12 protein-coding genes and 1 pseudogene are annotated in these 14,377 nt (G+C 71.5%); 3 read left to right on the top strand and 10 right to left on the bottom strand.

The features are described 5' to 3' along the window. Positions 1-57 precede the first annotated feature (57 nt). The 4 genes and pseudogenes from cobT to G5C60_RS11220 all read right to left on the bottom strand — a co-directional run. Complete coding sequence (gene cobT / locus G5C60_RS11235) at positions 58-3,963, bottom strand: nicotinate-nucleotide--dimethylbenzimidazole phosphoribosyltransferase (RefSeq protein ID WP_165257612.1); 3,906 nt, start codon at positions 3,961-3,963, stop codon at positions 58-60. A 334-nt stretch (positions 3,964-4,297) separates the two neighbouring features. Continuing rightward, on the bottom strand, positions 4,298-5,509 hold the full coding sequence (gene cbiE, locus G5C60_RS11230; RefSeq protein ID WP_165257610.1) for a precorrin-6y C5,15-methyltransferase (decarboxylating) subunit CbiE: 1,212 nt from the start codon (positions 5,507-5,509) through the stop codon (positions 4,298-4,300). Positions 5,510-5,626: 117 nt separating this feature from the next. Continuing rightward, positions 5,627-6,265, bottom strand: a complete 639-nt coding sequence (locus G5C60_RS11225; protein WP_165257600.1) for a GNAT family N-acetyltransferase — start codon at positions 6,263-6,265, stop codon at positions 5,627-5,629. 132 nt (positions 6,266-6,397) lie between these two features. Further along, a pseudogene (locus G5C60_RS11220) lies at positions 6,398-6,523 on the bottom strand (MetQ/NlpA family ABC transporter substrate-binding protein); the annotation flags it as partial. Between the two features lie 308 nt (positions 6,524-6,831). Here G5C60_RS11220 and G5C60_RS11215 point away from each other — a divergent pair. Together G5C60_RS11215 and G5C60_RS11210 are read left to right on the top strand one after the other, a co-directional pair. Then, positions 6,832-7,191, top strand: a complete 360-nt coding sequence (locus G5C60_RS11215; RefSeq protein ID WP_165257597.1) for a hypothetical protein — start codon at positions 6,832-6,834, stop codon at positions 7,189-7,191. Position 7,192: 1 nt separating this feature from the next. Continuing rightward, entirely contained in the window at positions 7,193-7,618 is a 426-nt protein-coding gene (locus G5C60_RS11210) for a hypothetical protein (RefSeq protein WP_165257593.1), read from the top strand. On the opposite strand, the gene G5C60_RS11205 is transcribed toward G5C60_RS11210, so the two are convergent. The 3 genes from G5C60_RS11205 to G5C60_RS11195 all read right to left on the bottom strand — a co-directional run bounded on the left by G5C60_RS11205 (position 7,615) and on the right by G5C60_RS11195 (position 9,911). Then, entirely contained in the window at positions 7,615-8,118 is a 504-nt protein-coding gene (locus tag G5C60_RS11205) for a GNAT family N-acetyltransferase (protein WP_165257590.1), read from the bottom strand. The two genes, G5C60_RS11210 and G5C60_RS11205, sit on opposite strands and share 4 nt — an antisense overlap. Before the next feature lie 58 nt (positions 8,119-8,176). Further along, positions 8,177-8,671 (bottom strand): RNA polymerase sigma factor, encoded by a 495-nt coding sequence (locus G5C60_RS11200; protein ID WP_165257588.1) that lies wholly within the window; start codon positions 8,669-8,671, stop codon positions 8,177-8,179. Between the two features lie 76 nt (positions 8,672-8,747). Then, positions 8,748-9,911, bottom strand: a complete 1,164-nt coding sequence (locus G5C60_RS11195; RefSeq protein ID WP_165257585.1) for a glycerophosphodiester phosphodiesterase — start codon at positions 9,909-9,911, stop codon at positions 8,748-8,750. Positions 9,912-10,303: 392 nt separating this feature from the next. On the opposite strand from G5C60_RS11195, the gene G5C60_RS11190 reads away from it, so the two are divergent. After that, on the top strand, positions 10,304-10,993 hold the full coding sequence (locus G5C60_RS11190; RefSeq protein ID WP_165257583.1) for a lysophospholipid acyltransferase family protein: 690 nt from the start codon (positions 10,304-10,306) through the stop codon (positions 10,991-10,993). A gap of 97 nt (positions 10,994-11,090) precedes the next feature. On the opposite strand, the gene G5C60_RS11185 is transcribed toward G5C60_RS11190, so the two are convergent. The 3 genes from G5C60_RS11185 to G5C60_RS11175 all read right to left on the bottom strand — a co-directional run bounded on the left by G5C60_RS11185 (position 11,091) and on the right by G5C60_RS11175 (position 14,336). Beyond that, the gene (locus G5C60_RS11185) at positions 11,091-12,347 is read right to left on the bottom strand and encodes a sensor histidine kinase (protein WP_206439349.1); all 1,257 of its coding nucleotides are present in this window, start codon (positions 12,345-12,347) and stop codon (positions 11,091-11,093) included. Continuing rightward, the gene (locus G5C60_RS11180; RefSeq protein WP_206439348.1) at positions 12,344-13,015 is read right to left on the bottom strand and encodes a response regulator transcription factor; all 672 of its coding nucleotides are present in this window, start codon (positions 13,013-13,015) and stop codon (positions 12,344-12,346) included. The genes G5C60_RS11185 and G5C60_RS11180 overlap by 4 nt, the downstream gene beginning before the upstream one ends. A gap of 160 nt (positions 13,016-13,175) precedes the next feature. Further along, positions 13,176-14,336: a S1C family serine protease gene (locus G5C60_RS11175; protein WP_338145776.1), complete on the bottom strand. Its 1,161-nt coding sequence runs from the start codon at positions 14,334-14,336 to the stop codon at positions 13,176-13,178. Positions 14,337-14,377: the final 41 nt, after the last annotated feature.

Raw genomic sequence — 14,377 nt, 5'->3', positions numbered from 1 at the left:
GGTTGTGCCCACCCTCCCCCATCGCCCCAGCGGAACGACTGCCCACAACCCAGGCGGCTACTTCTCCGTTACCCCCGCCGAGTCGAATGTCGCCACCTCGTGCATCGCTCTCGCCGCGCTCTGGACCATGGGGAGGGCCAGGAGGGCGCCGGTGCCCTCGCCGAGGCGGAGGTCGAGGTCGACCAAGGGGCGGAGGCCTAGCTTGTTGAGGGCGGCCACGTGGCCGGGCTCGGCGCTGCGGTGGCCCGCGATGCAGGCCGCGAGGACCTCGGGGGCGATGGCCCGGGCCACCAGGGCGGCGGCGCCGGCGCTGACGCCGTCCAGGATCACCGGCGTACGCAGGGACGCGCCGCCGAGCAACAGGCCGACCATCGCCGCGTGTTCGAGACCGCCCACCGCGGCGAGGACGCCGACGGGGTCGGCCGGGTCCGGCTGGTGGAGTTCGATGGCGCGGCGTACGACCTCGGTCTTGCGGGCCAGCGTCTCGTCGTTGATGCCCGTGCCGCGGCCGGTCACCTCGGAGGGATCGGTGTCTGTGAAGACGGCGATCAGGGCGGCGGACGCGGTCGTGTTCGCGATGCCCATCTCGCCCGTGACCAGGGCCTTGTTGCCCGCGGCCACCAGGTCGCGGGCCGTTTCGATACCCACCTCGATGGCCGCTCTGACCTCCTCGCGGGTCAGCGCGGGGCCGGTCGTCATGTCGGCGGTGCCGGCCCGGACCTTGCGCGGCAGCAGGCCCGGGGTCGCGGGCAGGTCGGAGGCGACGCCCACGTCGACGACGCAGACCTCGGAGCCCACCTGGTGGGCGAAGGCGTTGACGACCGCTCCCCCGCCGAGGATGTTGGCCACCATCTGGCCGGTGACCTCCTGCGGCCACGGGGTGACGCCCTGGGCGTGCACGCCGTGGTCGCCCGCGAAGATCGCGACGGCGGCCGGTTCGGGGATCGGGGGCGGGCACATCCGGGAGAGACCGGAGAGCTGGGCCGAGATGATCTCCAGCATGCCGAGCGCGCCCGCGGGCTTGGTCATGCGCTTCTGGCGCTCCCACGCCTCACCGAGCGCCTTGGCGTCCAGCGGGCGGATGTTGGAGACGGTCTCGGCGAGCAGGTCGTGCGGCTCCTCGCCGGGCAGGGCGCGGCGGCCGTACGTCTCCTCGTGGACGACCCAGGACAGCGGGCGGCGCTTGGACCAGCCGGCCTGCATCAGCTCGGGCTCGTCCGGGAACTCGTCGACATATCCGACGCAGAGGTAGGCCACGACCTCCAGGTGCTCGGGCAGGCCGAGGGCGCGGACCATCTCGCGCTCGTCGAAGAAGCTGACCCAGCCGACACCCAGGCCCTCGGCGCGGGCGGCCAGCCACAGGTTCTCGACCGCGAGCGCGGAGGAGTACGGGGCCATCTGCGGCTGCGTGTGGCGGCCCAGGGTGTGGCGGCCGCCGCGGGTCGGGTCGGCGGTGACGACGATGTTCACCGGGGTGTCGAGGATGGCCTCGATCTTCAGTTCCTTGAACTGCTTCGCACGGCCCTTGGGCAGCGACTTCGCGTACGCGTCGCGCTGGCGCATCGCCAGTTCGTGCATCGTGCGCCGGGTGTCGGCGGAGCGGATGACGACGAAGTCCCAGGGCTGGGAGTGGCCGACGGACGGCGCCGTGTGGGCGGCCTCCAGGACGCGGAGCAGCACCTCGTGCGGGATGGGGTCACCGCGGAAGCCGTTGCGGATGTCGCGTCGTTCGCGCATGACGCGCAGGACGGCCTCGCGCTCGGCATCGTCGTAGCCGGGCGCGGCGGGGCCGTTGGACTCTGGTACCTCTGCCACTAGGGCCGTGCTCTCTTCCTGCTCGGCGGCCCGGGTGTCCAGGTCCTCCGCCTGCTGTGCTGCTACGGGCTGCTCCGGGTCCTCAACGGGGCTCTCCGGTACGGGAGTTGACTCGGCTACGGGAGCCGGTTCGCCCTCGCGGGGGGCGGGCAGCGTGACGACGGGTTCCTCTGGTGTGGGGGGTTCGGCGGTCTCCGCGGTGGCGGGTACCGGTTGCTCGGCTGCCTCCGCGGGCTCCTCGGCCGCAGGGTGCTCCGCCTCCGGCTGAGGCGGGACGGGCATGGCGTGCGGGGGCGTAGGAGCCCCGGGAGGCGTGGTCGGTACCGCGCCTTCGACGGGCACGAACTGGCCGATGGGCTGGTCGGTTTGGGCTTCCACGGGGTTTCCGGGAAGGGAGCCCGTGTCGCCCTGCGGTCCGTCGGGGTGCGCTTCGTTGTCGTTGTCGTGTGCCCCGGTCGCTCCGGGTGCCTCGACCTCGGCCTGTACGGCGATCTCGGCGGGCGTGGCTTGCTGCGGCTCGGTGGCCTGCTGCGGTTCGGCGGGCGCTTCGGGAGCGGCGAACTGGGCGGGCGTCTCCCCGGGTTCCGCGAACTGCGGGGCGGCGGCCTCCGGTCCCGGAGCGGCGTGCGGTGGCTGCGAAACCTGCGCGGCTTCCTCGGCGATGGCGGGCTGCGCCGCCTCGTGCGCGTCGGCGACCGGGGCGTGCGCGTCGGCTTCGGTGAACTGGACGGCGGCGTCCGGGAATTGCGGTTCGGCGGGGTGCATGGCCTGCGGGGCGTGCGGGGTGCTGTCCGCGTGCTGCGGGACCTGCGCCTGATCGGCGGCGGCGTGCGGGGGCAGGCGGGGCTCGGGCGCCTGCGCGAAGTGGGAGACCGCCGGTGCGGGCTGGAACTGCGCACCTTCGGCATGTTGGGGTGTGTGCGGCGGCTGCGCGGGGTCCGCGAGTTGTGCGGGATCCGCAAACTGTGCGGGTTCCGTGGTCTGAGGCGCGCCGTCCGGGACGTGGGCAGCCTCCGGAGCCGACGCGATCTGCGCGGCTTCCGGGTTCTGCGGAGCCGGCGCCGTGAACTCCTGTGCGGGGGCCGGGATTTCGGCGGAGTCCGGGACCTGCGGCGGCTGCGCGGGCTCCGTCACGGGCACGTCAGCGGAAGCCGCCTCGTGCACAGGCTCGGGTCCTTGGGCGGCCTCGGGACCGTGGACAGCCTCAGGGCCGGCAGCAGCTTCCGCTTCCGGGCCAGGGACATGCTCAGCACCGGGAGTTCCCTCGGGCACAGCAGCGGCCTCGGGACCAGGAGCACCCTCGGCACCCCCCGCCCCCTCACCGGCCGCCGCCTCCGCGGATCCCTGCCCGAAGTCGGACCCCTGCCCGAAGCCGGACCCCTGCTCGAAGTTGGTTCCCTGCCCGAAGTCGGAAGCCTGCGCCGCCTCGATGCCCTGCGGAGTCCCGCTCACCTGGCCGGCCTGAGGAGCCTCACCGACCCCCACGCCCTCGGAGCCCTGAGCCGCTCCACCGTCGTCCCCGGCCCCCCGGACGACCGTTTCTGCAAGGTCTCCCTCAGGGTTTGCCTGCGCCACCGGAGGCGCAGTCTGGACGGACGCCTGCGCCTGGGCCTGGGCTCCCCAAGGCGCGGCCCCCTGCAACGCGGCCTCGTCGCGCGGAATGTCGAGGTACTCGGGGCCCATCGTGGGCGGACCGGACTGTCGTACGGGCACGGGGTTGGCCGGTGCACCCGCCGGGCCGCGGTCGGCGAGCGAACGCACCGGGCTTCCGGCGCTGTCCGGCGTCGGCGGACCGAGGTGCAGGGGACGACGGGCCATGGGCGGCTGCTGCGGGGGCGACGCCGCAGGCGCCGGCGCGGGCGAGGGCTCCGGCATCCGGACCCCGGTGAGGTCGACCGAGCCGCTGTCGCGGCCCGCCATCTCGTGCGGTCCCGGCTCGTGCACGGCCTCGACGACCGGAGTCGGCGGCGGAGGAGGCACCTCATTGCCCCAAGCGCCCTGGGCGCCCGGCAGCAGCAACAGGTCTTCGTCCTCGGCGGGGGTCTCGGAGAGGTAGGTGTACGCACCCGGCGCGGGGGCGCCCGGCTGCTCCACCATGCCTGCGCTCTCCGGCAGTCCCTCGCCCGGGACCTGGCCGGTGTCGGTCATGCGTACCCCTCGCCCATCGGTTTGTGCTCTACGACCTGCTCGTCCGGAGCGGCGCACCGGCCGCCCGCAGTGAAGAACGAGCATCCGTGCCGGGCGGCACGAACGGCCGGTCGACAAAGCCATTAACAGGCATTGTCGCGGTCGGCCGTCCACCGCGGCAGGGTGATCCGCCACGGTCCGCTGTGGACTGCGCCACGTTGCGCGCCCTCCGGGTCCGCCGTACCACACGCATCCCAAAACAGGCGCGTTTTCCGGACATTGACCGACGATATTTCGGACAAGCCGGCGCGGTACAACGATCGGCCAGCCTACCGCGAGCGGTACGACAACAGGATCACGGGGCGCGGTCGGGCAGTGTGCCGGTGAGCAGGAACGCGACGCTCCGCTCCTTCTCCGCCCAGGCGCGAGTGTCCAGTTCGACGGACTGCAGAAGGGCGCACTCGACCTGATATCCGTGCTCCGTCAGGTCCCTGCCGATGAGTTCGGCCGCGTCGCGTGTCGCGGCGTGCGTGACGATCCGCTGGGGGCGACGGTCGGCGACGGCGGAGACCACTGCGGAACCCCCGCCCCCGACGCGTACGACGTCCGGTTCGGGCAGGTTCTCCAGGATGTACGGCGCGGTGCCGTGCACGATCTGGAGCTGTACGCCGAAGCGGCGGGCGGCATCCATGGTGTGGGCGCAGGCGTCCCGGTCGCGGTCCACGGCGATGACCGCGGCGCCGCAGCGCGCGGCCTCCGTGGCGAAGGCCCCGCTGCCGGAGCCGATGTCCCACACGAGATCGCCCACGCGCGGTCCCAGATGGGCGAGTTGGGCGGCGCGGAGCAGCTCGGTCTCGCCCTCGCCCAGCGCGCCGCCGTACGCCTCGGCGGGCAGGGCCCAGCCGCGCGGACCCGCGCCCGGGTCGCGTCCGGCGATCCAGCCGCCGCTCCCGGCCGAGGCGACGGCCCCGCCGATGACGATGACGACGTTGGGATCGCGCCAGGTGTGGTCGGCGGCCTTGTCGGAGGTGAGGATCGTGACCTGTTCGCGTTCGGTGCCGAGTTCCTCGCAGATGACGAAGGTGCGGTGCACTCCGTCGAGGAGCAGGCCGAGTTCGGCCGGGCCCGCGCCGGGCGAGGTGAGGACGGCGACCTTGGTGTGGGCTCGGCACACGTTCACCGCGCGTCGCAGGGTGCGGCGGTGGGCGACGACCACCTGTGCGTCGTCCCAGGGCATTCCGGCGCGGGCGAAGGCGGCGGCGACCGAGGAGACGGCGGGTACGACCTCGACCTCGAGGCCGAACTCGGGGGCGCGCAGGGTGCGTACGACTCCGAAGAAGCCCGGGTCGCCGTCGGCGAGGACGACGGCGGTACCGCGGTGTCCGGCGATACGGCGGGCGGCGAGGGCGACACTGCCGAGCCGGATGCGTTCGGCGGCCGGCGGCACCTCGGGCAGCGCCAGATGGTGGGCCGCGCCTGCCACGAGTGTGGCGGCACCGAGTGCGGAGCGCGCCGCGTCGGTCAGCGGCGAGCCGTCCCAGCCGATCACCGTGACCCGGTCGGCCATCGTCGTCAGTCTCCTGGAGTCTTCGCAGGTCGTCAGTGTGGAGGAATGCGGAGCCCCGTGAGCGTACCTGGTGACTTGTGGTGATGTGGGCGGGGGTCGCGGCGGCCGCCCTTCGGTTCAGTTCCAGTCGGAGTACGAGGTGAAACCGCCGGCGTCGGCAGACTGCTCGCCGACGCCGTCGAGGTCTTCGGGGAGCAGGCTCCACACGATGTAGTCGGTACGCAGGTCGGCCCAGCCGCCGTCCTCGGTGCGGGTCCGGGCTATGCAGGCACCGCGCAGGACGCCTTCGCTGATACAGCCGATCTTCTGGGCGACCTGCTGGGAGGCGGTGTTGTCCGCGGCCGTGCGCAGCTCCAGGCGCTCGAACTTCTGGTCGCGCAGCAGCCATTGGGCGGTGGCGAGCGCGGCCTCGGACGCGTAGCCCTCGCCGCGGGCCCAGGGGGCGACGATGTACGACATCTCGGTGGAGCGTACGTGCCAGTTGGTCTTGCCGAGCTGGATGATGCCGACCAGGCGCTGGGTGAGGAACTCGGTGACGGCGAGGTCGAGACCCCGGCCTTCGGTGCGCTCGGCGGGTGCGTCTTCGGTGACCCAGGTGCGGGCCGCGTGCTCGGTGAAGGGCTGGGGCACCGACGTCCAGGCTCCGACCAGTTCGTCGTTCATCATCTCCGTGAGGGCGGGAACATCGTCGTCCTCAAGAGGGCGCAGCACCAACCGCTCCGTGCTGAGGGAGATGTCGGGGAAGGTGTTCGTCATGCGCCACTCCGTAACCTTCAGAGAACATCGTGCCTGCTGAACTGCCCAGCATGCAGCATCGGACCACTGAACTGCACCACGGGGTCCACGCCTTGTAAGTGAACGGACCCCGTGGGTGGCGATGAAGGGGCGTCAGTCGGTCGATGCGATGACGGACCCGGCGTACTCGTCCTCGATGAACTTCTTGACCTCGTCCGAGGTGAGAAGCCTCGCGAGCTTCTTCACACGCGCGTCCTTCTCCTCGCCCTCCTTGACGGCCCCTTCAGGAGGGTGGAGTCCTCCACGGGGATGGCCCGCGTCCTGGGCGTAGTGGGACACCGAGGAGCGGGGCGACATCCGCCTCACGCCTGAGCCAGGCGTGACGCAGTCGGTCAACTTCTCGACCGAGAACCGCCGCACCTCCGAGCCGGAGGCCTGTCCCGAGCCGCATGCGGCGGACGCACATGGCCCCGAACCGCTGTCCGCATGCCGGACAGCGATGGACACGCGGCCTCGCGGGTTGTGGTCGAGGCCATGGTGGTCATCCCGGCGGCACCGGGCCTTTTGGCCCGTAATAGGGTCACAGCATGCTTGATGCCCTGACGTGGGCGACCGCCGTCGCCGCGCTCGTGCTCGCCGCATGGTGCGGCTGGGCCGCCTACCGGGACCAGCCGACGAAGGACTGGCACTTCATCGGTATGGCCGTGGTGTCGCTGCTCGCCCTGGCCCAGCTGGTGGTCGGGATCGTCCAGCTGGCGCGCGGCGAGAAGCCGGAACAGGGCACGACGATCTTCGTGGCGTATCTCATCGGTGCCTTCGCCTGCGTCCCGGCGGTGGGCTTCATGTCACTGGCGGAGCGCACCCGTTGGGGCTCGGTGACGGTCGCGGCCGGCGGTGTGGTGCTCGCCGTGCTTCAGGTGCGGCTCTACGACATCTGGGGAGGCTGAGGTGCCGGCGGCCGAGGAGAAGCCCGCGCGCACGCGACTCATCAGCGGTCCGGGCATGCTGCTGGTCTGGCTGTACGGCGTGATGGTCGTCGGCGCCGTCTCGCGCTCCGTCGTGCAGATCGCGACGGAGTTCGACAAGGCCCCGCTCGCCTACTCGCTCTCCGCGGTCGCGGGCCTCGTGTACGGCTTCATCACGTACTCCCTCGTCCGCGGCGGGGAGACGGCCCGCAAGGCGGCACTGGTGTGCTGTGCCGCCGAGCTCACGGGCGTACTGACCGTAGGAACCTGGACCCTCGCGGACCCGTCCGCCTTCCCCGATGCCACGGTCTGGTCGGACTACGGCATGGGCTACCTTTTCATCCCGGTGCTGCTGCCGGTGACAGCCATGTTCTGGCTGCGCAGGTCTCGTTCGGCGGAGCCGAACTAGGCGCTTGCCACGAAGGCGGCCGCCTCGGCGGGCTTCGCCAGCGTCACCAGGGTGAGCCGCTCATCGACACGCCGCCTGGCCACAGCCTCGTACCCATGCTTCCGGTACAGCTGGAGATTGTGCTCACTACGGTGCCCGGTGAACAGCTGGAACCCCTTGACCGCGCCACCCTTGGAGAGCCTCGCCTCGATGGCGTCGAGCAGTCGCCCGCCCAGACCGTGCCGCTGCATACGCGGGTGCACGATCAGTTTGTCGATGCGTGCCGTCCCGTCGGCGTCCACGGCGCCGCGCACCGAGGCCACCACCTCGCCGCCGAGCCGGGCCACCAGGACCGTGCCGCTCGCCAGCTCCGCCTTGAGGGAGTCGAGCGACTGGGTGAGGGGCTCGATGCTGTAGTCGCCGTACAGCTCGGCCTCGCTCTGGTAGCAGAGGAACTGCAGTTTGAGGATCTGTTCGGCGTCCTGCTCGGTCGCCGCCGAGATGGTCACGCTCATGCCCATGTGTGCATGCCTCCCGCTCACCTGCTCCGCCAGTTGTCCCTCACTCCTATCCCCGCGGTCAGCGGGCCGCAACCTCCGCAGTGAGCATTCGACGCAGACATCCCAGGCATCTGGAACGTTCCGGACCGAGACTGCCCTGTGAGATACCCAACTCCCCTGCGATCTCCCGGTATGTCAGGTCATGCGGGGACAGCAGCGCCGCCATCAGGCGCGGGCAGCGGCCGGGGAGACGACGTACGGCCGAGTGCAGGGCGCGGCGCCGGGCCGCTGTGAGCGCGAGCTGTTCCGGACCCGGGCGGGTGTCGTCGGCGGGCTCGGTGGCGTACGGCAGCTCGATGCTCGCGGTGCGGCGGGTGCGGCGGGCCTCGGCGCGGACGGCGATGCGCAGCCAGGCGGCGGGGTCGTCGGGCGGGCCGTCCGTGTCCAGGCGTTCCAGGAGCCGCAGCCAGACGGCCTGTTCGAGGTCGCCCGACTCGGTCCCGGAGGCGTGTGCCTCCGCGGAGGCCTCGGCGGCCAGCAACGGGCTGAGCGTGGCAAACATGTCGTGTGTCATATGCGGCACGACGCGGCCGCTCCGGCATGAGGTTGCCCGGAGCGACCGTCTTTCACCCCAACCGGGGCCCCGCGGCTCAGCCGTTGACGAAGTCCTCGCGGGCGAGGAGGCCGGTGTCCGGGTTGTCGGTGAAGACCCCGTCGATGCCGGTCGCGAAGTACGTCTTGAAGGCGCCGAAGGCGTCTCCGTAGCCGTCCGCGTCGGTGCCCTTGCGGAAGTTCGCGGGCAGGAAGGGGTTCTCGTTGCGCATCGTGTACGGGTGCAGGATGAGGCCCTCGGCGTGCGCGTCCTTGACGAGCGTGGTCGGCGTGGTGAGGTTGCCGCTCGCGTCCTTCGGGATGATCAGGTCGAGGGTGGGGCCGATGCCCTGCGCGTACGAGGCGATCCACTTCAGGCCCGCGGGCTTGACCAGGTCGGCGACCGTACGCGGGTCGCCCGTCTCGACGAAGTCCCAGGGGCGGGTGCTCGCGCCGGACAGGAGCACGACCAGGGGGTTGCCGACCAGCTTGTTCAGACGCTGGATGCCGGTCGGTTCGAAGGACTGGAGGATGACGGGCGAGTTCTTCTCGTCCATGCCGTACTTGCGCAGCACCTTGGCGACCCGCTCCTCCAGGCCGAGGCCCAGCTTGCGGAAGTAGGTGGGGTGCTTGAGCTCGGGGTAGATCCAGACCTGCTTGCCGCGCTTCCTGGTCTGCTCGTTCCGCCAGCGCAGCACCTCCTCGAAGGTGGGGATCTCCCAGCGGCCGTCGTAGAGCGTGTTGTGCGGGCGGTTGGCCGGAATGCGCTCCTTGGCGCGCAGGGTCTTCAGCTCGGCGAGCGTGAAGTCCTCGGTGAACCAGCCGGTGGTGGCGACCCCGTCGAGCGTCTTGGTGGTCTTGCGGCCGGCGAACTCGGGGTGCGCCGAGACGTCCGTGGTGCCGCCGATCTCCGGTTCGTGACGGCACACGAGGTGGCCGTCCTTGGTGGGCACCAGGTCGCCCGCCTCGATGACGTCCGCGCCCATGTCGAGGGCCAGCTGGTATGCGCCGAGCGTGTGCTCCGGCCGGTAGCCGCTGGCCCCGCGGTGCCCGATGACCGTCGGCACGGGCAGGCTCTTGTAGCCTCCGCCGCCGTGCCGCTCTTCGGCCCTTGCCGCACCGGGCAGCCCGAGGACCGCTCCGCCCGCGCCCAGCACCGCGGCCCCGAGCAGCGCCCGCCGTCCCGTGCCCCGCCCCTGCTCGTCCGACCCCTGCGTCCCCATGAGCGCTCCTCCCGCGACTGGCCTGTATCTGTCCTGCACCTGCCCTGCACCTGCCAAAGCGGGACGATCGTAGGTGCCCTTGGGTGACCGGTGGGAGACCTGGGACGGAACATGCGGATGATGCTGAGTGTCGTATGAGGTGCCTGAGTTGACGGAAGGTCGGCCTCCACGGCGGCCGCCCTCGACGGAAGCCGACGGAATGCGGCATTCAGGCGACGTCCGCCCCCGGATGCGGCATTAGTCACACATCTCGTCCGGATGTCGGGCGTGCAACGGCGGGCCACCGCAGGTAAACAAGTAGCGACACTGCGTATCCACTCCGTGAACCCGATGTGCAATACCCCGAGGGCCGCGAGTATCGTCCTCACCTGCAGAGACTCTTCACTGTTCCCTTGACACCGGAGGGCCCGTTGTCCCGCTTCGCGCTCATCAAGGCAGTGCTCGGACCGATCATGCGCCTGATGTTCCGCCCACGAGTGGAAGGCGCCGAGAACATCCCAGGGACCGGCCCGGTGATTCTGGCCGGCAACCATCTCACGTTCATCGACTCGATGATCATGCCGCTCTTCTGCCAGCGTCAGGTCTTCTTCATCGGCAAGGACGAGTACGTCACGGGCAAGGGCCTCAAGGGCCGCCTCATGGCCTGGTTCTTCACCGGCTGCGGCATGATCCCGGTCGACCGGGACGGCGGCCACGGCGGTGTCGCGGCGCTGATGACCGGCCGCCGGGTGCTGGAGGAGGGCAAGGTCTTCAGCATCTACCCCGAGGGCACCCGCTCCCCCGACGGCCGCCTGTACCGCGGCCGTACCGGCATCGCGCGGCTGGCCATGATGACCGGCGCACCCGTCGTCCCGTTCGCTCTCATCGGCACGGACAAGATCCAGCCGGGCGGCGCCGGCATCCCGCGCCCAGGTCGCGTCACGGTCCGCTTCGGCGAGGCGATGGAGTTCTCCCGGTACGAGGGCATGGACCGCGACCGGTACGTTTTGCGCGCCGTTACCGACTCCGTGATGGCTGAGGTCATGCGGCTGTCGGGGCAGGAGTATGTCGACATGTACGCCACGAAGGCGAAAGCCGCGTAAGCGCTCCGCTGAGTTGGCGGGGGAACTCCGGGCCGGTTGTTCGCTGCGGGTCGTGTGTGGCTGGTCGCGCCGTTCCCCGCGCCCCTATCGGGGCGTGTCAGGCTGGCTGTTCCTCGGGTGGGCCGCCGTTCACGTGGTCGGCGCCGGGGGCCGGGAACCACAGTACGAACGTCGAGCCCTCCCCCACCCGGGAGAACAGGCGGATCTGGCCACCGTGGGACTCCACGATCTGGCGGACTATGGCGAGGCCGAGACCCGCGTGCCGGTCGCGGCCGCCGCCGTTGCCCTTCGCCCGCCAGAAGCGGTCGAAGACCCGGGCCTGGTCGTCGTCGAGGATGCCGGGGCCTTCGTCCTGTACGGACGTCCAGAGCCAGCCCTCGGCCCGGCCCGCCGCGACGGTGATGCGGGTGCCGGGCGGAGCGAGGCGTACGGCGTTGGAGAGCAGGTTGCCGATCGCTCTGCGCAGCGCGTCGTGGTCGCCGATGACCGTCAGGCCCGTGGCGAGACGGCGGTACAGGACGAGACCTCGTTCGGCGGCGAGCGGCGCGAACTCCTCGCACGCCTCGCCGGCCGCCGCCGCCAGGTCAACGTCCGCGTCGGCGAGCGCGGGCGCGGTACGGCGGGCCGTGGCCAGCAGGTCCTCGACCAGCCGTGTCATACGGGTCGTCGCGCGGTCCACGCTGCGGGCGGCGGCCCTGCGTTCCGTCTCGTCGGACTCCTCGGCGGTCAGCACCGCGTCCAGGTTGGCGCGGATGATCGCGAGCGGGCTGCGCAGTTCGTGCGAGGCGTCGTCGATGAGCTGGCGCTGGGCCTGGAAGGCCTCGTCGAGCCGGTCGAGCATGGAGTCGACGGTGTCGGCGAGATCGCGCAGTTCGTCCTTCGGGCCGTCGAGCCGGATGCGTTGCGAGAGGTCGGTGGCCTGGATTTCGGCGGCCGTACGGGAGATGGCGCGTACGGGGCGCAGGACGCGGCCGGAGAGGACCCAGCCGATGGCGAGGCTGGTGACGGCGAGGCCGCCGAGTACGACGAAGGAGGAGCGGCGGAGGTTGTCGAGGGTCGCGTAGTTGACGGCGGCCTCGACCTCCTTGAGCTTCACGGCGTCGAACTCGCCCATGTACTGGCCGTTCACGTACTTCTTGGCCCGGAACTCGTTGCTGACGGGGTGCGCCTCGCCGCTACGCTCGACCGCGAAGTACGTCGCGCCGAGGACGAGCGCGGTGAGGACGAAGAGCAGGCCCGAGTAGAGGACGGTGAGGCGGAAGCGGATGGTGTGGGTGAAGGCGGGCAGGCGCATCCTCGCCCGCACGAGCCGGAGCGCGGCGAACAGCCGCTCCTGGCGGCGGTGGCCGGTCATCCTGCGTCCTCCTTGAGCCGGTAGCCCTGCCGGATCACCGTCTCGATGAGCGGTTCCTCGTCTCCGGTGATCTTCCGGCGCAGTGAACCGACCGTGACCCGCACGGTGTTGGTGAACGGGTCGGCGTTCTCGTCCCAGACGTGTTCGAGCAGTTCCTCGGCCGGTACGACGCGGCCTGGGCGGGTCATCAGATAGTGCAGGACGCCGAACTCCTTGGGGGTGAGCTGGAGCGGGCGTTCGCCGCGGAAGGCCTCGAAGCGGGCGGTGTCCAGGCGGAGTTCGCCGACCTCGACGACCGAGGTGCCGCCGTCCTCACGGCGCAGCAGCGCGCGGATACGGGCCAGGAGTTCGGGCAGCGCGAACGGTTTCACCAGGTAGTCGTCGGCGCCCTCGTCGAGGCCCCGCACTCGGTCGGCGAGCCGGTCGCGGGCGGTGAGCATCAGGATGCGCGGGCCGCCCGGTGTCATCCGTACCGCGCGGCACACCGAGAACCCGTCGCCGTCCGGCAGGTTGAGGTCCAGCAGGACGAGGTCGTACTCGTTGACGGCCAGCTTCTCCGTGGCCGTGTCGACGTCCGGGGCAACATCGACGGCGTACCCGGCCCTGACCAGACCGAGCTTGAGCGCGACGACCAGGTCTTCCTCGTCCTCGACCACCAGGAGTCTCATGCCGACTCCACTCCCTCCGCCAAGCGTCCCGTAAGGGGCACGGGGCTGTGTCAATTTGCGGCTCCGCCGCGATGGGGGCGCGCCCCGTAAGGGGCGCGGGGAACTGCGCGACCAGCCACAAACGGCCCGCACCTTTCGTACTGCACTTCCCCCGGCACGCTTAGTCGATGATCGCCTGCGCTGCCTCCCTCGCATCGGCCACCGGGATCGCGAAACCGATGCCTATCGAACCACCGCGCTGCTGGTCCAACGTCGCGATGGCCGTATTGATGCCGATGACACGACCGTCGGCGTCGACCAAGGGGCCGCCGGAGTTCCCCGGGTTGATCGACGCGTCGGTCTGCAGCGCGCGTCGGCGCTCGCCGCCCTCGCCGAGGCGTACGGAACGGTCGAGCGCGCTGACGATGCCGGAGGTGACGGTTCCGCTCAGGCCGAGCGGGGAGCCGATGGCGAGGACGGTGTCGCCCACGCCGGGCCGGGCGCCGTTGGCCAGGTCGGCGGCCCGCAGGCCGCGTGCGGTCTCGGGTTCGAGGACGGCGACGTCGTTGGCGGGATCGTCGCCGAGTACGTCCGCGCGGAGCCGCCGGCCGTCCTGGAGCTCGATCGACACCTCCGAACTGCCCGCCACCACATGGGCGTTGGTGAGGATGCGGCCACGCTCGTCGAAGACGAATCCGGAGCCCTGGCCGTCGTCGGTCTGGACCGACACCACGCTGGGCAGCACGCGCGCGGCGACCGCTTCGAGCCCGCCGACGTCCTGTGCGGCGGCCGACGTGTCGGAGTCCGTGTCGCCGAGGGCCCCGGCCGCGTATCCCGCGGCCCCGCCCGCGAGCACGGCGGCAAGGACCGCCGCGACGACCGGCCGGGGCTTACGCGGAGGCCGCTGAGCCGGGGCCTGCGGGGTGGCGTACGGGGACGCATACGCCTCCGGCGCGGCGGCCGGCACCGCGGGCGGCCCGAACGCCGGCGGCGGCCGCCCCGGCACGAAGGCCGGCCCACGCGGCTCACCGAGACCGGCGTACGGAGGGTCGGTCGTCCCACTCGAGTACGGGTCACCGGCCTGCGCACCTGGGTCCGCATCGCCGGTGCCCGCGCGGCCGTACGGCTCATTCGACTGCGCGGCCGGGTCCGCGTCGTCGTCGCCCGCGAGATCAAACGAGTCCCCGCGCGCCGCGGTCAGACCCGGGTACCGATCGTCGGCGTCCGGCTCTGGCCATCCGTCGTCCGCCCGCGGGCCGTTGGGACCCGGTGGGCCAGAGGGCCGGGACGGGCCCGGAGGGGCCGCGGGGCCGGGATGGCCGGTGTATCGATTGTCGGACACGATCGTTCCTCCTTGGACGCGGAACCGGAACTGCCCGGGCA

The sequence above is a fragment of the Streptomyces scabichelini genome (genome assembly GCF_011045015.1).
GTDB lineage: Bacteria > Actinomycetota > Actinomycetes > Streptomycetales > Streptomycetaceae > Streptomyces > Streptomyces scabichelini.
This window is presented reverse-complemented; position numbering and strand designations above follow the sequence as displayed.